At 40.0% G+C, this 20,866-nt stretch carries 19 protein-coding genes; 6 read left to right on the top strand and 13 right to left on the bottom strand.

Annotated features, from left to right (window positions below; genetic code table 11):
* Positions 1 to 6 precede the first annotated feature (6 nt).
* Positions 7 to 870, bottom strand: a complete 864-nt coding sequence (locus tag QNI22_RS19905) for an AraC family transcriptional regulator (RefSeq protein WP_313999090.1) — start codon at positions 868 to 870, stop codon at positions 7 to 9.
* 488 nt (positions 871 to 1,358) lie between these two features.
* Here QNI22_RS19905 and QNI22_RS19900 point away from each other — a divergent pair, with 488 nt between their 5' ends.
* Positions 1,359 to 2,846, top strand: coding sequence for an aldehyde dehydrogenase (NADP(+)) (locus QNI22_RS19900; protein ID WP_314513359.1), 1,488 nt, complete (start codon positions 1,359 to 1,361; stop codon positions 2,844 to 2,846).
* A 355-nt stretch (positions 2,847 to 3,201) separates the two neighbouring features.
* On the opposite strand, the gene QNI22_RS19895 is transcribed toward QNI22_RS19900, so the two are convergent.
* From QNI22_RS19895 to QNI22_RS19875, 5 genes are read right to left on the bottom strand one after another with little or no spacing between them, the layout of a single operon-like run.
* Positions 3,202 to 4,911 (bottom strand): sensor histidine kinase, encoded by a 1,710-nt coding sequence (locus tag QNI22_RS19895; RefSeq protein WP_314513357.1) that lies wholly within the window; start codon positions 4,909 to 4,911, stop codon positions 3,202 to 3,204.
* Positions 4,908 to 5,924: an ATP-binding SpoIIE family protein phosphatase gene (locus QNI22_RS19890; protein ID WP_314513355.1), complete on the bottom strand. Its 1,017-nt coding sequence runs from the start codon at positions 5,922 to 5,924 to the stop codon at positions 4,908 to 4,910. The genes QNI22_RS19895 and QNI22_RS19890 overlap by 4 nt, the downstream gene beginning before the upstream one ends.
* A complete protein-coding gene (locus QNI22_RS19885) occupies positions 5,917 to 6,330 on the bottom strand; it encodes an anti-sigma regulatory factor (protein ID WP_313986599.1) in 414 nt (137 codons plus the stop codon). Before QNI22_RS19885 ends, QNI22_RS19890 begins: the two co-directional genes overlap by 8 nt.
* Positions 6,311 to 6,715, bottom strand: a complete 405-nt coding sequence (locus QNI22_RS19880; RefSeq protein ID WP_313986602.1) for an STAS domain-containing protein — start codon at positions 6,713 to 6,715, stop codon at positions 6,311 to 6,313. Before QNI22_RS19880 ends, QNI22_RS19885 begins: the two co-directional genes overlap by 20 nt.
* 6 nt (positions 6,716 to 6,721) lie before the next feature.
* Complete coding sequence (locus QNI22_RS19875; RefSeq protein WP_314513354.1) at positions 6,722 to 7,588, bottom strand: STAS domain-containing protein; 867 nt, start codon at positions 7,586 to 7,588, stop codon at positions 6,722 to 6,724.
* Between the two features lie 608 nt (positions 7,589 to 8,196).
* On the opposite strand from QNI22_RS19875, the gene QNI22_RS19870 reads away from it, so the two are divergent.
* From QNI22_RS19870 to QNI22_RS19855, 4 genes are all read left to right on the top strand, one after another.
* Positions 8,197 to 8,820, top strand: a complete 624-nt coding sequence (locus QNI22_RS19870; RefSeq protein WP_314513352.1) for a DUF4136 domain-containing protein — start codon at positions 8,197 to 8,199, stop codon at positions 8,818 to 8,820.
* Between the two features lie 412 nt (positions 8,821 to 9,232).
* On the top strand, positions 9,233 to 9,868 hold the full coding sequence (locus QNI22_RS19865) for a flavin reductase family protein (RefSeq protein ID WP_314513351.1): 636 nt from the start codon (positions 9,233 to 9,235) through the stop codon (positions 9,866 to 9,868).
* 49 nt (positions 9,869 to 9,917) lie between these two features.
* Entirely contained in the window at positions 9,918 to 10,091 is a 174-nt protein-coding gene (locus tag QNI22_RS19860; protein ID WP_314513350.1) for a DUF2256 domain-containing protein, read from the top strand.
* A 49-nt stretch (positions 10,092 to 10,140) separates the two neighbouring features.
* The gene (locus QNI22_RS19855) at positions 10,141 to 10,443 is read left to right on the top strand and encodes a TIGR03643 family protein (protein ID WP_314513348.1); all 303 of its coding nucleotides are present in this window, start codon (positions 10,141 to 10,143) and stop codon (positions 10,441 to 10,443) included.
* A gap of 793 nt (positions 10,444 to 11,236) precedes the next feature.
* Here QNI22_RS19855 and QNI22_RS19850 read toward each other — a convergent pair.
* The 3 genes from QNI22_RS19850 to QNI22_RS19840 all read right to left on the bottom strand — a co-directional run bounded on the left by QNI22_RS19850 (position 11,237) and on the right by QNI22_RS19840 (position 14,799).
* Positions 11,237 to 12,001 (bottom strand): LytR/AlgR family response regulator transcription factor, encoded by a 765-nt coding sequence (locus QNI22_RS19850; protein ID WP_314030786.1) that lies wholly within the window; start codon positions 11,999 to 12,001, stop codon positions 11,237 to 11,239.
* A 156-nt stretch (positions 12,002 to 12,157) separates the two neighbouring features.
* Positions 12,158 to 13,201, bottom strand: a complete 1,044-nt coding sequence (locus tag QNI22_RS19845; protein WP_313986622.1) for a sensor histidine kinase — start codon at positions 13,199 to 13,201, stop codon at positions 12,158 to 12,160.
* A 566-nt stretch (positions 13,202 to 13,767) separates the two neighbouring features.
* On the bottom strand, positions 13,768 to 14,799 hold the full coding sequence (locus QNI22_RS19840; RefSeq protein ID WP_314030784.1) for a fasciclin domain-containing protein: 1,032 nt from the start codon (positions 14,797 to 14,799) through the stop codon (positions 13,768 to 13,770).
* Between the two features lie 405 nt (positions 14,800 to 15,204).
* Between QNI22_RS19840 and QNI22_RS19835 the strand changes: the two genes are divergently transcribed.
* The gene (locus QNI22_RS19835) at positions 15,205 to 16,104 is read left to right on the top strand and encodes a DUF4267 domain-containing protein (protein ID WP_314513346.1); all 900 of its coding nucleotides are present in this window, start codon (positions 15,205 to 15,207) and stop codon (positions 16,102 to 16,104) included.
* 61 nt (positions 16,105 to 16,165) lie between these two features.
* Here the strand turns inward: QNI22_RS19835 and QNI22_RS19830 are convergent, their stop codons facing one another.
* The 4 genes from QNI22_RS19830 to QNI22_RS19815 all read right to left on the bottom strand — a co-directional run bounded on the left by QNI22_RS19830 (position 16,166) and on the right by QNI22_RS19815 (position 20,726).
* Complete coding sequence (locus QNI22_RS19830; RefSeq protein WP_314513345.1) at positions 16,166 to 17,083, bottom strand: helix-turn-helix domain-containing protein; 918 nt, start codon at positions 17,081 to 17,083, stop codon at positions 16,166 to 16,168.
* Positions 17,084 to 17,319: 236 nt separating this feature from the next.
* Positions 17,320 to 18,225, bottom strand: coding sequence for an NmrA family NAD(P)-binding protein (locus tag QNI22_RS19825; RefSeq protein WP_314513344.1), 906 nt, complete (start codon positions 18,223 to 18,225; stop codon positions 17,320 to 17,322).
* A gap of 864 nt (positions 18,226 to 19,089) precedes the next feature.
* Entirely contained in the window at positions 19,090 to 19,848 is a 759-nt protein-coding gene (locus QNI22_RS19820) for an OBAP family protein (RefSeq protein WP_314513342.1), read from the bottom strand.
* A gap of 125 nt (positions 19,849 to 19,973) precedes the next feature.
* On the bottom strand, positions 19,974 to 20,726 hold the full coding sequence (locus QNI22_RS19815; protein WP_314513340.1) for a hypothetical protein: 753 nt from the start codon (positions 20,724 to 20,726) through the stop codon (positions 19,974 to 19,976).
* Positions 20,727 to 20,866: the final 140 nt, after the last annotated feature.

The following is a 20,866-nucleotide window of genomic DNA, read 5'->3' as shown; positions in this document are numbered from 1 at the left end:
ATTTCATTAAAAGTTTGTCTGATAATCTGTAGGTGTCTGGCCCATTACCTTTCGAAATATCCGGTTAAAGTGAGACAAATTACTAAAACCTACTTCGCAGGCAATGGATGCCTTTGTTTTCTGAGGGTCCATCAGTAGGCGACAGGCATTGCTGATCCGGATTTCATTCAGAAAGGATACATAGGTTTTGCGTGTTCGCTCTTTAAAATAACGGCAGAAGGCCTCTTTTGTCATATTGGCAATAGAGGCTACCTCTTCCAGAGTGATCGGTCGCCCATACTCATTCAGCGTAAACTGAATAATATTACTCATCCGCTTTTCTTCTCCTCGCTTAATGTCATAGTTCAGTTCATGTAGTGAAAGACTTTGCATATGTTTTCTTTCCTGACTGAGCAGAGACAATAGCTGAAAGAAATAAATCAGGCGCTCGATATCTTTGCTGCACAATAGCTGATGTAAAAATACAGCCGCCTTCTCCTGTAATGGTGAGTGAAGCAGGAAGCCACGTTTCGTATATTTCAGAAATTCGCGGATGTGTTGCGTTTCTGCCAGGTACCAGAATTCCTTGCCCCAAGAGTCTTCATCGAAGAACACAGAGATCATACGTGCCTTCGCTCCAGTGGGTGAATCATAATATTCCGGATCATTTTTAAAGACGTGAGGAAGATTGGAGCCAATGACTACAATGTCTCCTGGCGAGAACCTTCCTACATAATCCCCAGCAATGAGGGTGCCTTCGCTTTCTTCAATCAGAGCAATTTGTATTTCAGGATGCTGATGCAGCTTATCATACAAATGAGGCATGTCGTCTATTTGCAAACGAACAGCTTCTCTGTGGGTTTTAGGTATCTTAAAGGCTACGACTTTCATATATACTAAATTAATGTGTTTTTTCTGTTATATGAAAGAGTGTGATCAATATAGTATTAGTGGTAGCTAATATCTGTAAAGATTATCATCACCAAAAAGAAGATATTTGTTTTAAGAGGTAGTCTAAAATTATTCTTAAAGGCTTCAAAGGCAGATTTTGATACAAGTTCTATAAAAACTAAAAATATATGTGCTGTGCCTTCTTCCCATCGTTGGTGTTCTCACCAACGAGTTGTTTCCCCTCATGTAAGTTGGTGAGAACACGAGCTTAGGGATTGAAAGCTTCAAAGGCAGATTTTAGGCCGCGATTTCGCCCATATTGAAGACATAGCCGCTGGCTATGTTGCGATTGACTTATAGATAAATAACTTAGCTCGCTACAAAATCTGATCTATTTGCTTTTTTAATACTAATTTTAGACAACCTCTAAAACCTTACTATTCGATTGGTTATAACCGAACCTATACACCCTAATTACTGAAACCGGAATGATACAGATAGCAGAAGATATTGATTTGGTAATGCAGCAGGCACAGGAAGCTTTTCTTGCATACCGCAAATGTAGTGCATCCGATAAAGCAGCTTTTCTAAAAGCTATTGTTGCTCAGATAGAGGCGCTGGGAGACACATTGATCCAGACCGCTATGGAAGAGTCGAATCTACCGCTGGCACGATTGACTGGAGAGAGGGGCCGCACAACGGGACAGCTTCTGGCATTTGCAAAGTTGCTTGAGGCTGGAGATTGGGTACAAGCTAGTATTGACACGGGTGATCCTGACAGAAAACCTGTCGCCAAACCTGATTTGCGTAAAATGATGCAACCTGTAGGACCCGTAGTTGTCTTTGGTGCAAGTAATTTTCCGCTGGCGTTTTCTACTGCTGGTGGTGATACGGCTTCTGCATTAGCTGCGGGCTGTTCTGTTGTAGTAAAGAGTCACCCTGGCCATCCACGCACTTCTTTGCTGGTAGCGGGAGCTATCAACAAAGCCATTGCACAATCCAACGTCCCCGAACATGTGTTTCAACATGTAGCAGATCATAGTATACAGGCTGGGCAATCGTTAATCTTACACCCTGTTACCAAAGCAGCTGCCTTTACTGGCTCTTATACAGGTGGTAAAGCATTGTTTGATTTGGCTAATCAGCGGGAAGAACCTATCCCATTCTTTGCTGAGATGGGAAGTATCAATCCTGTAGTTGTGTTACCTGAAGTGCTGCAGACCAAAAAAGACCTGCCTGCTACACTGGCATCTTCTATTATGCTTGGAGTTGGGCAATTCTGCACAAACCCTGGATTGATACTGGTGCTGGAAGAGTCTGGGCTCGATGAGTTTCTGGATGGATTGTCTACCACAATTCTGGCAGGTTCAGGTGGAAAGATGTTGCATACAGGAATCGCTTCCAGTTACAAAACCAGAAAGAAAGAAGCTTTATCACAGGACGGAATTACAACATTGGCGACTGTTGTTTCGGTGCAGGAAGATGATATTACTGGTACTCCTGCGATTGCAACTGTTTCAGCATCTGATTTTATTGATAATTCTGTATTAAAAGAGGAGGTATTTGGTCCTTATTCCCTGATTGTGAAGTGTAAAAGCAAAGAGGAGCTGAGTGCTGTAATTACCAGTCTGAAAGGACAACTGACAGCTACTTTATTCGGAACAGAACAGGAACTAGGCAACTACACAGATATCGCTGAATTGTTGATACAGCGTTGTGGCCGACTGATTTATAATGGTGTTCCCACAGGAGTAGAAGTCTGTAAATCCATGCAGCATGGCGGACCTTTTCCGTCTACTACAGACTCCCGATTTACATCCGTAGGTACTGATGCTATCTACCGGTTTGTGCGTCCGGTAAGCTATCAGGATTGCCCGGATGCCTTTTTGCCTGTAGAATTAAGAAATGAGAATACGCTGTCTATCATGCGGGTAATAAATGGCATATGGACAAATAATAGCATAAAAATCAGATAGTCTGAAAATCAAAGAACACAGGCAGACTTACAATCTTATAATTAGTAAGTCTGCCTTTATTTCCAGAAAGTATAACCTCTCATTTTACAGATAATCTCAACGATTAATAAATCAGTGATATATTAGTATCGCACATCATTGGAACGATGTAACTCAACCAGCTTTTGCATTACATACATATTCTGAGACAATACCTTTATTTATCCTTCAAAAGGATCCGGTCATCTTCTTGAGAAAAATACCTTTTCCTTTCCCGAGGAAAGGATATCGTGACAAATTTCTGTTTTTTATCTGCCTTAGGTTTGCTTTTTATAAGGTATGAATACAGGCAAGTCTGGAGAGATGTCTGTAGTGTTTATTTATGAGCAGGTTTATATTCAGGCAATCCATTGGCGAGCCAATCTTTCTCCGGACTGAATGCAGGTGAATGTGATATAGGTAGTGTTACAATAAATGTAGCTCCTTCTCCTTCCTGACTTTGTGCTGTAATTTTGCCATTGTGCAGGCTTACAATTTTTTGGCAAATTGCAAGTCCCAGACCTGTTCCTTCATATTTCTCAGAGGAATGAAGTCGTTGAAACAGGGCAAACATTTGGGGTAGATATTTTTCATCAAATCCAATCCCATTATCTTTTACCTGAATCTGTAGCTGATCGTCAATAGGTTTACAGTTGATATGTATGACCGAAGGAACATCATCCTTGGCATATTTAATGGCATTACCGATCAGGTTTTCAAACAACTGATGCATCTGTCCCTCATCCGCATCGACAGTTGCCAGTTCATCTACCTGTATAGTGGCATTTTTTTCAGCTATGAGCAACTCCAGATCTTTAACTACTTCCTGTGCTATTTGAGTAAGACTTACGGGTTTGAACTGCAATTGCTGACGCTCTACACGGGAATAGGCTAGTAAGTCGTTGATAAGCTTACGCATCCGCTTGGATGCAGACAACATAATTGTCAGAAAGCTTAAACCTGTTTCATCCAGTACATCCTTGTACTTATCCAGAAGATACCCACTATAAAAACTGATTTTACGAATCGGTTCCTGTAAGTCATGAGAAGCCACATAGGCAAATTGTTGTAATTCCTGATTGCTTCTGTTTAGCTCTTTTATATTTGTTTCCAGTACAATCTGATTCTCATTTAATTGTCGCTGGGTCTCTTTCAGTTTATGATTGTTTTTAAGGGTTTCTTCAACCAGTTTCTGTGCATTGATATCCACAATATAACCTATCCAGTACAGTAATTTACCATTCTCATCATTCAAAGGAGAGATGGATGCCATATGCCAGTAGTAGTCATCTTCATTTCTATGTCTTAGCCGACATTGCGTTTTAATGGCAGATGCTCTGGTTGCGGAGAGTTGCTGATTATTGATAAGAACAGAAAAGGAATCGTAATCGTCCGGGTGCACAATGTCCTTCCACTGAGTGGTATTTAGCTGCTGAAGGCTGCTACCTGTAAATCTTTTTAGCCATTCATTGGCATAGATCAGCTCCCCTTTTTCGTTTAGTGTAAAGATGATAATAGGTAAGGCGTTTGTGAGCATCTTATATTGCTGCTCCCTTTCCTCTAGTTTTTGAGCCAGGTCCTGTAGCTGTTCATTTTTACGCTTAATTTCTTCGTAAGGTGATACTGCTGGTTCATTCCGGAAAATTCTCTTCCATTCATCGAGTTTTTGTGTATCCAGTTTTGTAGATATCGGTATCTCAAAGTAAAGCTCGATGGCTGTTTCTTTACTATCAAAAGAGATATTGTATTTATTTACCAGACGTCGTGCATAGGTAAGACCTTCGTAGTGTTTTGTCTGCGATTCCTCGTCTGTAATTTTAGCGATAATATATTTTTCTCGTTGGTCCGGATTTACAATGAGTATGAGACGGCCATTCTTTCCACGATCAATTGTATTGCGGGCTACTTCAGATACAGCAGTTGCAAAGGTAGTTTGGGCAGAAAGAGAGAGACCCGCCAGTTCTGCAAGCCGCATACTACGTTTATGGGCCAGGATAAGATCCATTTCATTCTGGAGTGTGACTCTTGTTAATTCCTGCATTCTCATAGGCTTATTTTACAACTTGCAATCGATGAATCATCTGTATTTCGGGTAAAGTCTTTGAACAAGGCAGCATTGAGTAATGACAAGTCATTACGCATAATACCCGGAAGCTTCAGTACATCCCATTTTGATTTTATCCCATCACTGCACATCATGATCAACTGACCAGGAATATACTCAATCAGATGATCATTCATAGTTTTAGGTATGTTTAATCCTACAATGCCATTATAGGAAGTAAGAGTCTTATCTATAGCCGAACTAAACATTCGTGTACTAATGTTGCCCACTCCACAAATTTTCCATTGTTTATTCTTGAGGCTGAATATAGCAATAGTGCCAACCAATCCTCTGGTTTTTTTTACTGAATTATGAATAAAGCGAATATTTTCAACAGGACTGTCAGATTCACACAGGTTAAATGCGTCAATAGCTGTATTTACAGCAATAGCGGCATCCTTACCATGACCTAATCCATCTCCAAGAAATAGTTTGATGTGTTCTTGGGTTTGTTTGACTGAGAAATTGTCTCCACACTCTGTTTCACCTGGTTTGGGGACTACCAGTGAACGAATTTCTATTGGGTTGCTAACTCGGGAGACAGGAAGTTCTTTTGCAAAGATTCTGGAGAGAAGAATGGTTCCCCACCCTTTGTGTGTATAGATTTGAAAAAAATTGGAAAGTCGTTGAATCGCACCTAAACCATTACCTAACGTATTGGTAGAAGAGACTCCATCCTTCATCATGTTTCTAACATCAGATATACCCGGCCCGTTATCAATACAAATGATTTCTATACCTTGTACCCCTTTTTCCTCAATAAGTTTTACTAGTATTTCTCCTCCATTTGCATGTTTAACCAGGTTGGAAACCATCTCCGCTACCACAATATCAATCTCAGCTAACCGTTTTGGGGAAAAGTTGGCAGAGGTTGCCAGAAGAGCTACTTCCCTTTTTAAAATAGCAAAATAACTTCTCTCAGAAGCATTTAATCTGAGATGTATATCGTTAACCATTCTTCCATTTTATAATCATGACAGTGGTGCCTTCGCCAACTGTACTTTTAATGTCAAATTCGCTGGCTAGCCTTTTCGCACCAGGTAAACCCAGTCCGAGACTCTTGCCAGTAGAGAAGCCGTCTTCCATTGCTTTCTGAATATCTTCAATTCCAGGTCCTTTATCAGTAAAGGTTACACGGATTCCATTTTCTCTGCCTTTGCTAATTATTTCAATAAGAGTAGAGCCACCACCTGCGTATTTTAACATATTTCGTGCCAGCTCAGAACAAGCAGTGACCAGCTTGGTTTGGTTAACAAGGCCCATGCTTATTTTAGTCGCATACTCTTTTACCCGGCTGAGAAAAGGAACTACGTCCTGTTCTTTTCCAACAAGTAGGCTATCTTTATTCAGCACTACTATCATCCTGTTCTTCTATATCGGTTTCTGAGAAGGAATCTATTTTGTTTCTTAATAGTAGCATACCTTTTTCTACATTCAGTGCAGTGCTTACACCTTTCAGTTCCAACCCTAACTCTACTAAGGTAATGGCTACAGCTGGCTGCATACCTACCAAAACGGTTTCTGCATCCATTATTTTGCTCATCGTGCCAATGTTACCTATGATTCTTCCCATAAAGGAATCAACAATAGATAATGCGGAAATATCTATAAGAACCCCTCTAGCGCCTGTTTTATATACCATTTGGGCAAGATCTGTTTCCAGATTTAAGGCAAGGCGGTCATATAAGTCTACCTGAATGGTGACTAATAAAAACTTGCCCATCTGAAGAATAGGAATACGATCCATAGGATTCTATAAGCTGAAATTTTCTTTGGTTGATTTTTTTACTTCCAGACGCATCATAGAAAAGGCATGTTTTAATGCGCTGGCAAGAGAAGCCTTAGTAATAATGTTAGAAAGGTCGATTCCCAGTTGCACAACTGTCTGAGCTATTTCAGGGCGAATACCACTGATGATACACTCAGCACCCATTAATCGGGTAGCACTCACGGTTTTGATCAGGTGTTGAGCTACTAACGAATCTACTGCCGGTACACCTGAAATATCCAGAATCGCAATGCCACTACCTGACTCTACGATTTCCTGAAGCAGATTTTCCATTACTACCTGTGTACGGGCACTGTCCAGCGTACCGATAATAGGAAGAGCCAGAATACCATCCCAAACACGTATAACTGGTGTAGAGATCTCTGCTATCTCATCTGTTTGACGAAGAATTACTTCTTCTCTGCCTTTGATAAAGGTTTCGAATGTAGAGATGGAAAATGAATCCAGGAGCTTACTTACCTTTAAAGTGATCTCGTACAAAGCTGAAGGATCATTTTTAACTTCTTCCTGTAAGGTTTCTAACAACGCATCCTTTAAACTAAAAATATAGAACCCTGTTTCTCTCGGTGAAAACCCCTGGCGTGCCCGTGAATGAGAGATGCCTGCAAGGATTTCAACGATAGGTTCAAAATCCGGAGATTGCACTTCAGTAATGTTTTTGTCATTGACAAGTTTTACCAGTTTAGTAAGCAATTCTTCGGATTGGTTACGCAGACCTTCGTTGCTGATCAAATCTTCCCGCAGAATTTCATCTGCCATCTGATTGGTCATCCATCTTTCTAGGATCTGGGTTTTCTTTTTCTGGAGAAGTTTGGAAATGTCTACTTTCATTCCGGTTAGTAATTGGTTGAGGAATATGTGGATACGTGAAATGCCCCCAAAAGTAAGAAAAATATTGATACTCCTTTTGGCAGCAACTACAAATTAATTGGATGGGTACTGATAACTAGAGTGAATTCCTTCTCAGGAGTGGTACAAGACAAATGCTGAATGAAAATTGCCTTTCTGATTCAGCAATGCCTTTTTATAATTCTCTTAAAATACGTATACTACATATTTTAAGAGGGTATTCTCAGACTAATTTTTTACTTATTAGTGTAATTTGCGCTTCTACAAATATCAATGATCGCATTCTATTGTGGAAGACGGTAAATACGTGATTTTGCAAATAGGTATTTACCGTAAATAGAGTGCTAGGTAAGTACTTACCGCAATTGGGGCGTTATTCAACTATAAAAGAATAAGTAAACGCATATAGTATGGATCTGCAGATTTAGTTTCTTTATATAATTATATAAGTCTCGGGGCTATCTTTGGCTTATCTTAATTGGTTTTCAATTGTTAAGCCTTTTAGTGAAATAGTTTTGTAAAGTGAGGAACACATTTGTGTCTTTAAATTGTTATATTAATAAATAACAGAAACAAAGATTACAATCGCTATGAAAACCATAAAAATGAGAGTAGTTGCATGTATTGCTTTTTTGAGTTTGTTCGTAATGGGAGGTTGTGCTTCTTTGGTAAGCACACAGGTAGCACCTCAGGCTAGTTTAGGTCAATACAAAACTTTTGGCTGGCTGAAGCCTGATGTTAAAGTTGGATCTAATCCTCTTTACAACAGCAAACTGCTGGATCGTAATATTCAATATGCACTGGAAAGTGAATTAACAAAGCGGGGTATGGTACATACTGAAAGCCAGCCCGATCTGCTGTTGCAATACCATACGTATACTGAAAAGAAACGTCAGTCCTATAACGGGTATAACTATTATCCGTATGGAGGCTTCTATCCGTTTGGATGGGGAAGAATGTACGGATGGGGTATGATGCCTTATTATGGAAATGGATATAATCGTAGCTATACCTACACTGAAGGTACCCTTGTGATTGATATGATCGATGCCAAAACAAAAGAGCTTCTATGGAGAGGTTCTATCCAGGGAAATGTGGATAACGTGAAACGGCTGCAACAACAGGTTGCCAAGGGAGTGGAAGCAATTATGAAAAAGTATCCTGTGCCCAGATTACAGGACTCTCAACAGAATGAGAAGCCTATAGTAAGTTAAGTAAAAGTAAGAATGTTTGTAAACCCTGATTGTTTATAACAAGTGTGATTAAAAGAGCCAGCTGATATGCTGGCTTTTTTTATGTCATTCAGAAGCAAAGTTTCCGGAAGTAATTGGGATTTTACAAAGAGAAATGCTCATTCTATTCTGCGTGAGGTATGAATGTCGGCCCTAGTTTGTTTCTGCACTGACAGCTACAAAAAATGTCGTTGGCTAAACAATTCGTAGCATAATCAGTTATTGAAATAAGGGTTGGAGTTTGGAAAACCAATTGTTTACCCCACAGTGGAGTATTTGAATATAAAACGATAGCTGGACCTTTACTGAATAGATAAGCCCGACAATGTGACAGACCTCATTCCAATATATAACTAGTTTAAAATACTTAAAAGATAAATTATCTGGAGTAACCATGCAGCGAATCAACGAAGATGCTATACTAAATTTTGAAACACGCTACCGGGCACAATTCATCAATTCAATTACAGGATTTAAAAGTTTGGGGTTAGTGGGTAGCCGTAGCCATGAAGGAAATACTAACCTGGCTATATTTAGCTCTTTTACACATTTGGGTTCTAACCCTGCCTTATTGGCTTGTATATTTCGTCCGGATTCTGTGGAGCGACATACATTGTCTAATATTCTGCAAACCGGTTTTTATACATTTAACCATATTCATGAAAATATTTACCAGCAGGCGCATCAAACCTCTGCAAGGTATGCACGTGAAATCTCAGAGTTTGACGCTGTTGGATTGACGCCCGAATATAAAAACGGTTTTTGGGCTCCCTTCTGCCAGGAGTCTTTTCTACAGGTAGGACTTGAATTGAAAGAGAAGATAGATATTACCATCAATGGTACTATTATGGTGATTGGTCAGGTCAAAGAGGTCTATATTCCCGATAATACTCTACATCCTGATGGCTATGTGGATGTTGAAAAAGCACAGACTCTTTGCTGCTCAGGCCTGGATAGCTACCACAAGACCAAACGATTGCATCGTTTGTCGTATGCCAAAACAGATAAAGAAGTTACTTTTCTGACTTGATACATATAATAACCGGGCTTGCAAAAATTTAGTCTGCTATATAACCTCAATGAAATCCGTTCTTTCAAAAAAGACAACCTATAAAGGCAATAAGTCTCAATTACCGGAGAAGATCTGCTCGTGTTGCCAGCGTTCTTTCAGTTGGAGAAAGAAATGGGCAAAAGACTGGGATTCGGTAAAATATTGTAGTGAGCGATGCAGAAGAATGAAGAGCAGCCAATAATACACTGTATGTCACCAGACGTGAACACAAAGCGATAGAATATAAAAGTATGAAGAACATATCCGGTATTGAATCGTTGACAGAAAAGGAAATTGATCGAATAATAGAAATGGCTTGGGAGGACAGAACACCATTTGAAGCCATAAAATACCAGTTTGGTGTTTCAGAAGCAGAAACTATTCGCCTAATGCGTAAGACAATCAGCCGGACAAGTTTCAATTTATGGCGTAAACGTGTCAATTCAACCATAAGTCAAAAGCACCTGGCTAAGGGGGCGCATCAAGGCAGTCGGTTTAAATGTACGCAGCAAAAACCTATCTCTCTAAATAAAATAGCTAAAAGGAGCAAATGAGTTTCTGTTGTGATAGTAGATTAGTCTGACTGAACAACTTCATGACAAGATAGCCTTCAGAATAGTATCTATCCCAACTGTAAGGCTGTGATTGCTTTTAGCAAAATTTTTCTGGCTGCGCACACTTCACCGCAGATTATTTTTTAACAAGGGCAATGTAGTCTCATTGATCAATGAACAGATTGCCTGTTATTCACCGCAGATTTTATTTTGATCGGAGTTCCGATCATTTCTCATTTTGACCGGAACTCCGATCACTTTTTCTCTTGCGCATAACTCACGCCAAAAAAGAATTTGAACGGAATTCACCGCAAAACTTTTGCCTGACTAGAACTATGCGCAATCCTTTTTATATCGTGATAAAACGCAAGAGCAAGGTCTTATAATGTACCATATTTTTTGTGGAAATAAAGAAAATTTCTGGCGCGGGTGTCCACCCGTGCCCAGTATGAAAGCAGTATCCTCTCAATGCAGTCAACTTAAGAAAACCACTCAAACTACCTTACCTGTCCTTCTGAAAGAACCTTGTGAAAAGGTTAGTGGCCTTTCCGACTGGAGATATTTTTCTCTCTCAGAAACCGGACATGGCTCTATTTGTCACAAGTTTCTTTCAGAAGGACAGCGAGGGGAGTTCCTTTCAGGAGGACAGGGAGAGTGTTTTTTCTTTATTTACAAACCTCTATTCCAGAAAAGACATGGAACAAAATATGAAACAAGGTTTGCTGTGAAGTCAGCATCTATTGTTTGGACAGGTAATCGCCTTTTAAAATTCGGGATGAAGTCTGTCATTGGTTTATTGATCCAGCCAGGCTTTGAATGCAGGCACCTTATCGCGACTTACCACTACCTCTGTGTCCATAGATGGCCGTAAGGATAAGCTCAGACGGCTGTTGGGGTATAAACGCATGTCTTTAACTGCCTGCAGATGAACAATTACTTTTCGGTTAATCCGGTGAAACAGGGTTGGGTCAAGCAGGTCTTCCAATTCTTCGAGTGTATAGTCAACAATGAAGCGTTTGTTTTCATTACTAACCAGATATACTACTTTGCCGTCTGCATAAAAATACGATACATCCTCCACAGTTTTATATTGAAGGCGGTCGCCAAACTTAACCAGAAAGCGAGACTTGTAGTTGGGACGCTGTTTCTGGATAAGGTTAATAAGCTGTTGGATGATTTGTGGCGATATCATAGGCGGCTCAGCCTTGATGCGGCGTAATTTCTGCATAGCTTCCACCAGATGCTGATAGGAAATCGGCTTGAGCAGATAATCAATGCTGTTTACCTTAAAAGCCTGAAGAGCATACTGATCATAAGCTGTGGTAAAGATGATAGGACTATTTACAAAAGTTTGTGTAAAGATAGAAAAACTCAATCCGTCGGCCAGATGAATATCCATTAACATCAGATCAGGAGATGGATTCGAACGCAACCATTGTACTCCTTCCTCCACGGTATCAAGTACCTGTTCTACCTGAATAGAGGCATCGTAACGCCGTAAGTGGTCCTGCAGTCTTTCTGCTGCCAGTGATTCATCCTCCAGAATCAATACACGCATAGGTTGAAAGAAAAAAGTTTGTTATAATTCAGTAAAAATAACCTTTGTGCCATGTAATACTCATTCCACTCCTCAGTTGTATCAGCTATAAGGAATATCCAGATAAATTAGATAAACCAGATTTTTTGTAAGTTGTTTGAAATAATTGACAAATAATTAGTCAAACACAGCAAGCAAGGGTAATCGAATGATAAAAGATTCGGAATCTTGCTGAATAGTGATGGTTTGCTGACTAATAAACTGATACCGTTGGGCAATGTTTTCGAGGCCAATCTGAGTAGATAGCTCTTTTTCCAGTTTGGGTTGCAGATTGTTTTCTACTACCAGCAACTGGTTTTCATCCACGTAGATTCGAATATGTAGTGGTCGATTGCGTGAGCCAATATTGTGTTTTATGGCATTCTCAATCAGCATCTGGAGTGCCAGAGGAACTATATAATGATGCTGGTACTGTTCTGGCACATTAATCTGAATATGTAGACTACTGTTAAACCGTTTGTCGAGAAGGTATCTGTAAGATCTGATAAAGTTTAGTTCGGTACTAAGCTCGATTAGCTCCTTTTCAAAGTTTTGTAGGACATACCTGTAGACCCTGGCGAGTTCTTCTATAAATTCAGAGGCAATAACCGGGTCTTTGAAGACCAGTGTTGATAATACATTCAGGTTGTTAAACAAAAAGTGTGGATTTACCTGGTTTTTCAGGGATTGAAACTGGGCTTGTATACTTATTTTCTTGAGACGTTCTGCTTCCAGCTGAGCCTGCCGTTGCTGGCGGAGAAAGAAGAAAATGGCATTAAGTGTATTGAGAAATAAATTTATGCGGAATCCCAGCGTAAAGGCTAGTTTGACAGGCATATGCATTTGCTGCCAGTTGTAATCAAACTCATAATGCCCAAATACAACAACCGGTATACTAACTGATAGAGTAGTAATGACAATGCTACCTCCAAACAGTATGAGCAAAGGATGGATCTGCCTTTTGCCAATGTCCTTTAGCCAGTTTTGCAGTGTCTCTACTTTAGTTTCCAGCAAACGATTGCCTTCCCAGATACATAAAACGATAAAGACAAATGTGAGCAGAGCCTCCCAAGGCTGTAAGGGAATGTGATAATAAACGAATACCTCTACATAGAGTGTATTCAGATAAGAATAAACAGCAATGAGAAGAATAAACAGGTAACGGTACGGATGTGAAAACATAATCCATCCTGGATTCTTGAGTAAAGAGAAAGTTAGTTTACAAAGGTAGAGTATATCTTAAGCATAACCCATTCCATGAGAATCAGATTTTAACTGGTGAAAACCTTATGAGTAGTTGTCTCTCTTGATTAACTTTTGAGAAACATGAGTGATCCCGAATTTGGATGAGAGTAAAACCCAAGCCTATGTTTTTGAAAATATAGGCTTGGGTTAATTTTTAAGCAATCTCTCTTCCAGCGTTTGTTTATTGCCCCTTTCATCACTCTTCTTGTAGCTCCTTCATTTTTTGCTTGCCCAAAAAACAGGGCACCAAATGAGAATTTGGTGAGCCAGATTTGTGCGTGAGCAAAAAAGGGCACCTTTTCCTGATCCTTCCACCCGCAGGCCAAAGGCCAACCTCGCGGGAAAAGGATTGCCAACGCACCTACACTACCTTCCACGATTGAAGATATCTTTGCTCTCTTTGTAACATTCTTATTATTTTCTCAATGACACCCTTTTACTCAAAATTTGAGATGACTCATGTTATTTTAAATATCGGATGTTTGTCAACCCTTATCTATAGATTACTGAGCAGGGAGTAATACCCGGTCGATCACATGGATTACACCATTCGTTGTTGTGATATTAGCCATCACTACCTTGGCAGCCGACCCGCCATTGCCACTACCTGTTACTGTAACACCACCGGAAGGTAAGGCGACTGTAACAGAGTTATTGGTAAGCAATGTAGGCACTGCTCCGGCAGTTAACTGGGCAGAATAGTTTCTACCACTCACTACATGGTATAGAAGAATATTTTTCAGTGTAGGTACATTGAGCGGTTCTGATGTATCTGTCAGGGTAGGAATCGCTGCTTTGGCATCAGCTTCTGTCAGATTAGGGTTGCCTAATACTGCACGTAGAGTAGCTAAAAGTGCCGAATCTGTTGGGGCAAATACCGTTAGAGGATTGCTTCCGCTTAAAGCTTCTGCCAGACCTGCTTTACTTACTGCCGCAACCAGCAATTCAAAATTTGTATTGGCTGAGGCTGTCTCAACCAGATTTCCTGCTGGTGGATAGAGAACCTGATTAATGATATGGATAACCCCATTGGTTGCCTGTACATCAGCAGTAGTAACAGTAGCTCCGTTTATCGAAACGGTACTGCCTGATTTTGTCACATAAGCTTTGTTATTTGCACCTGAACGCAGTGTAGTTACTTCTGCATTAGGGCCTGCTGGCACCGCTGCCGCTTTAATTTCGCTGTTTAACACATGATAGCTTAGTAAGTCTGCTGCCTGTGCTGATGTCAAAGCATTTACACGGGTAATCGCATCGGCCTCATTTGTAGCGCCAAGATAAGAAATAAAGGCGGCGTCAGTAGGCGCAAAAACAGTAATCTTGGATGAAGAAGAAAGAACATTGGTTATACTGGAACCTGCTTTCAGGGCAGCTGCTTCCAATACATCAAAATCATTGTTGGCTACAGCAATCTGTAAAACAGTTTGCCCGTCTGAAGTATTGTCATCGTCATCATCATCTTTACAGCTCATTACAAATAAGGTTAAAGATGCAATCATCAGAACAGTTCTGAATGGCAAAAAAATCATTTTCATACGAATACGGTTTGTGTTTTTGAATAGTTTTAAAAATGTGTACAACTGTCTCCTGAATAGTTTTGTGAAGACAGGTATACAACTGACTTTTTTAGCATATGGATTTGTGATGGAGGATGAGTCGTAGGATTTTGGGAGCCAAATGTTTGAATAAGGGAGTGAAGCTGGCCTATAGATTATCTGTAAACAACCGCAGATAGTAAAAGATAAAAGTGAATTTCCAGAATTTGGCTTGTGTATTGTATTGCCTTCTGACTTGTCTACCATGTTGTTCAGACGCAAATGCACCACTCGATGATATATTCCCAAAAGAATTTTTAACCGCAAATGATTTATTAACTCAGGTGCATAAGTTTCATGGGGTGGCTATAGAACTTTGTGTCATAAATTTTAAACAAAACTTTTATGACAAAGACACTCTCTCTTGCAATCGCTTTCCTGACAGGTATAGGAATGATCTTCATTGGTGCAAGATTTCTGATAGCACCAGAAACAGCAGAACTTGGATATGGAATACATTTTAATGAACAAGGTGACTACTCCTTTCACTATATCAAAGGAATACGTGACTTGTTTTCAGGTTTACTCATTTGTACTTTTTTAGTAAGTAAACAAACAAAAGCATTGGCGATAACTTTGTTGTTGGGCACTATTATTCCGGTTGTGGATATGCTTATCGTCTTAACTAAAGAGTATAATGGCATAACACAAGCTATTCCCCATATTTCTGCCATTGTTGTTTGTTTTTTATTCGGAATCCTTTTATTGAGAAATAAGAAGGAGCAAAGCAATGGATACCATGGTTTTGCTAAAATCATTCAATCAGCAGATACACATAGCGAAAGTGTGATTGAGTATGCTATTGTGCCAACTGAAAAGACGCCCTGGCACTACCACACACTTTTCTCTGAGACTTTTGAAGTACTCAAAGGAACATTGGAAGTTGGACAAAACAATCAGGTATATCAGTTGAAACAAGGCGATAGTGTCACAATAATGCCCAATGAGAAACACTACTTTCACAACATTTCAACTGCCGACTGTTTAGTGAAAGTGACTATAAGCTCAGGCAATAAAAACTTTGAAAATGCTCTTTTAATACTAAAAGGGCTTGCGAAAGATGGTTTTGCAAGTGCATCGGGAGTTCCTGCAAAATTATCTGACCTTGCTTTATTCGTTTACTTAAACAACTCACGAATGGTTGGACTTCAAAAAATAGCCGAACCCTTGTTTAATTATATTGCAGCAAGAGCAATTAAAAATGGGCGTTTGAAAGAATTGGAGCTTACATACTGTAGGGAATAAACCTTGTCTCTAACATAGGGTTGGAAAATGTAGGCAGAAGTAATAGGATGATACAACTGTGCTAATTTGGATGAAACGATTTTCGGAATTCCAATGGAGAGAGATTTGTTTTGCTCTTAAACAGCTTACTGAAAGATTGAGAATGTTCAAACCCCAATTCGTAGGCAATCTCACTCACGGTGAGGTTTGTTATTGATAGCTTCTGTTTAGCTAGTTCAATTAGCTGCTCGTGGATGAGTTGCTGTGCAGTTTGGCCCGTCAGTGCCTTCAACATATTGCTCAGATACTTGGGGGATACATTCAGTCGGTCGGCGAAATACTGTACTGTAGGCAATCCGTTAGAAGGCTCTGTATCTTTGAAATAGGCCACAAACAACTCCTCTAACTTATCTAGGAGTTGGTGGCCAGCACGCTGTCGGGTAATGAATTGACGGTTATAAAATCGTTCGGAGTAATTGAGCAATGTCTCTATCTGTGAGATAATGATTCTCTGGCTGAACTTATCGATGTTCGAGCGGTATTCCTGTTCAATGGTTTTGATGATACCAATCATCGTATCTTCTTCCTTTTTAGACACAAACAGGGCCTCATGGATGGCATAACCGAAATATTCATACTTTTTTATCTCTTTGGCAAGGGAAGTGTTCCAAAAAAAATCCGGGTGTATGAGTAACATCCAGCCGGATTTATTGGATGGCGCTTCTGTGGGCCGTTCAAGTCCAAATACCTGTCCTGGCCCGATGAAGAACATCACTCCCTCATCGAAATCGTAAGACTGCTGTCCGTATCTGATCTTTCCGGCAATGTTCTTTTTGAGTGAGATAAAGTAGAAATCAAACACCCATTGACAATTGTTGTATTCCGGCAACATTTGCACTTCTGCATAATTCACGATGCTGATCAGGGGGTGCTCTGGTGGAGTTAGTCCTCTGGTGCGATGAAATTCAGAGATTGTTTTTAATCGTTGAATGCTTGCCATGCGCTTACCTTTTTAGTGTATTATCAATACTAGAAGCATTTACAAGGTAGAGGTTATCAATGGGAATACATAAGAAAGTTAATCAGTTCGTTATCAGATGCTAAATTATCCAATTCTTCTGACTCCCATTTACCTCTTTTAGAATCTGATGCCAAATAGAGAGTTATGCTTGGTTCCTGAGAAAATATACATCAAATTCACAGGTCACCTGTTGGGCTACACGTTCCTGTCAGTATTTATTCCTGATTATAGGCTTCTGCAAATTCTTTAGCGAAGTCTTTCAGTTTTATTTTACCCAGTGCTGGCTTGTGCTGGTTGTAGTCCTCATACAGTTTGCCGTTGCCCTGATTTTCCTGTAGTTCCACAAATCCTCTTGCGACCTGTTCATTAAAGCCAATACTCAGCCAGCTATTCAGGAGTTGCTCACTTGGAATAACTTTCCATTTCAGATCAGGTTTGCCGATAGCGTTGCCAAGTGCTTTGGCAATTTCATTAGGTGATACCATATCACTGGTAATATAGTGCACTGTTTTGCTTGCAAATGGCTTATCTACTTCTTCTGCTATAGTCGCAGCAATATCTTTCGGCGAAACCCAGGGTTCTTTGTTTTCACCGCCGTAGTTGGAGATGATAGCACCTTGTGACTTGATAACCGGAATGAATGAAAACAAGTTGATATAGAAGCCTACAGGACGCATAAACTTGACAGACACATTGTCTGGCAGTTGCCGCAGAAGTTGCTCGACGTTATGGTGAAACAAGAGAATGCCATTGCCCTTGTCTGTATGTGCGCCGATGCTGCTCAGGTGGATTACCCTCTTCACTCCGGAGCGTTCAACAGCCTTTTTGTAGTTCTCACCGATTTGGGTGATGCCGCCTATAAAGTCAATGGATTGGTCAAACATATCTCCTACAGCTTCCATCGTTTCCATGAGATAAACGATATCTGCGCCTTGAAAAGTTTGGGCCAGGAAATCGGCATCCTGCATTTTACCAATTGCTGCCGATGCACCTAGTGCTTCAATATCTTTCTGGCGGTTGGCATTACTGCTTATAACGGTTACGGAATGTCCCTTTTCTATCAGTGTTTTTGTGAGTGGCTTACCAATGTTACCAAGAGAGCCTGTGAGTACGATGTTCATAATGTTATTGTTTTGTTTATGCAAATCTATACAGGGAGGAAAGGAAGGATGTAGTCAAAAGTCGCTATGTTGTATCCAAATAGATACGGTAGGTAAAAAGATATCAGGAATTTGAATAGGAGCCTGATTGTAGGTAAGAAGTGTATTTTTCTGATAGCAGCTAATCTAGTAAGGCATGGCCCTGCAGGTGTGCGTTTCACTATGTTAAGTTGATTTATCAGTATTGATCTATTGAGAGAAAGTATTCCAATCTCATTGGGAGCACAGGCTTTACAGATGAGATTTGGCTTTTTACATGCTATTAATCAGATAGTTAAATAACGGAAATAGCATTCTTTTACTGGCGGGGTAGGTGGGGTATGATAGGGGTAGAATTTGGGGTAAATTTAACTGCCTGATATTGAGGCGGGGTAAGAGGGGTAGGATTTCCTCTATATAATAGTAAGTATATAATATAAAAAGAAAGTATATATATAGCCCTACTACCCCGCTATTTCTGTTGTCCGGGGAGAGTTTTTGTCAAAAAATGACGCCCCTCTTACCCCGTCTGATTATCAGACAGTTAAGCTACCCCCATTGTTACCCCCATATCATCCCACCTTTCCCTCCTTTATCCAGACAGGTGTGGTACTATCGGTGGACTTTCCTTTTGGAGAGTATTTTCTCAGAAATCAAACATGGCTCTATTTGTCAAAAGTTTCTTTCAGAAGGACAAAAAAAGAAATAAAAAGAGTAGAGAAATTTTCTTAAGCTGACAGCATTGGCCGTGCACTGGTTTCAAATTGGGTACGGTTGGACACCCACGCCAGTGACTTTATATTTATAGCCCCTTTTTCCAGTAAAGTTATGGAACAGGGTACAGCTCTAGTGTTTGTGCTGGGCACTGTCTGCTTTGTGGCTGATGACAAATTGCCTTACCTGTCCTTTTTCCCATGCATTCGCCATCGGATCAACTTGTGGCATAGGGATGTCTGCTCTTTTTGCTTTTATCTTATCTGTGGAAATATCAAATCGTTTGTCCCGTTCCTGAAGTAACTGCGGATGTAGCTGTCCTTCTTTTGTAAAGCCCATCATCACCATAGGAGAGCCTACAGGCAGTGTTCGTTCCTGATCTGTATGCCAGGTGTGGATTGTTTTACCATAGGTGGAGACAAGCTTTTCCATTAACTCGTGTTCTGCTACATCCGGAATGCCCGGAGCTATAAGTGATCCGGATTTTACTTCATGATGATGCGAATGCCAAAGTGTCTTTTCTTCTTTGGGTAATGTTTTAAAAAGCTTTTCTGTAATAATATATTCTACTCCCATAATCTTGGCATTCTCATCATTGCCATCAAAAATAATAGCCTGATACAGATCTTCATTAAGCTGGCTTACATAATGATGTGCTTCCATCTGAGCATTTATATTGCCATTGTAAAAGTGGAAACCATCCAGATAGGTGCTGAATTTTTTAAGCGGAGTCTTGCTTTGCAGAATATCTGCTCCTGTATTCAGGGTTTTATCCTTTGCCGTTTTCTCATCACCTGGTGACTCTACATTGGATGAAGTATTTTTACCTCCACAAGCATTTAGAAGAACCATCCCCAACACTAACCACAACATTTTGTTATATTCTTTCATAAAGAGGCATCCGTTTTAGTTTAAAAAATGTACACAGAGGGGTACAAAGATGATACCTTACTTTTTCAACAGTGATACTTTAGGCAGGGTTAACTCAGATTAACATCACTGAGTAAATATATAGTCTACTCAGGTACACGCGTGATTTCAAAAATAAGTCCTTTATTGGATAAACTTCCCGGATTGGGAAGTTGATACCCCATCGAGAGTACCCAGCTTTTTGTTATGTAATATGCCAATCCCCAGGCACTTTCGCCTAATTTATGGCGATGTGAGAGAAAATCGGCTGTAAAGAGTAGCTTTTCCTTTATGATAGGTTGTTGAATACCTGCCTGGAAACCAATTCCCCACTTGTTATCAGCAGATGTTTCCTCATTCCCTCTCCAGTCGCCTACAAAAGCTTTATTGAATGTATAAGCTCCGGCTACCAGTCTCGTTTCAAGGCCAGGAATTTCATAGGCCAGATTAAGATACGTATAATTGACCCAGTGCATATGTCGGGCAGGATTTAAACCATTTTGCGTACCAATAGATAGCTGAAAGTCAGGAAGCAGCTCAAATGCCTTTTGAATGTTAAGCAGTACAAGCGGATAGACAGGTGATTTAGGGAGTGTATCGTTGTGTTCAAAATGAAAATGGTGCTTGGGATCAAAGGTGAATTCAAATATATTAATGCCTACTTCCAGATCTTTGCCCAGTCCATAGGAAAAGGTATTGTTGATCTCTGTTTCCTCACTGGTGATATTGACTTGTCCCTGATACAATAGCTTTCCTTTTTGGGTAATCTCGGAAGAGGGAACATTAAAAAAATTCTGCTGAGCAACTAATGAGGGTATTTGAATTACTAAAAATATAAAAATAGTAATAATGCGTTTCATAGAGTATTTGCTAAGAGTATGTTTAAAAATTAAATTGTGAACAATTTAGAAACGGTTAAGAATAATTTGGCAGTTAGCCCATAAAATCCAGGCTTGTGCACTTTTAGTTGTTTTCTCATAATCTTTTGAATGTCTTCGGA

It is taken from the genome of Xanthocytophaga agilis, from assembly GCF_030068605.1.
Taxonomy (GTDB): domain Bacteria; phylum Bacteroidota; class Bacteroidia; order Cytophagales; family 172606-1; genus Xanthocytophaga; species Xanthocytophaga agilis.
Note: the sequence above shows the minus strand (reverse complement) of the source record. Positions and strands in the feature narration are given on the sequence as shown.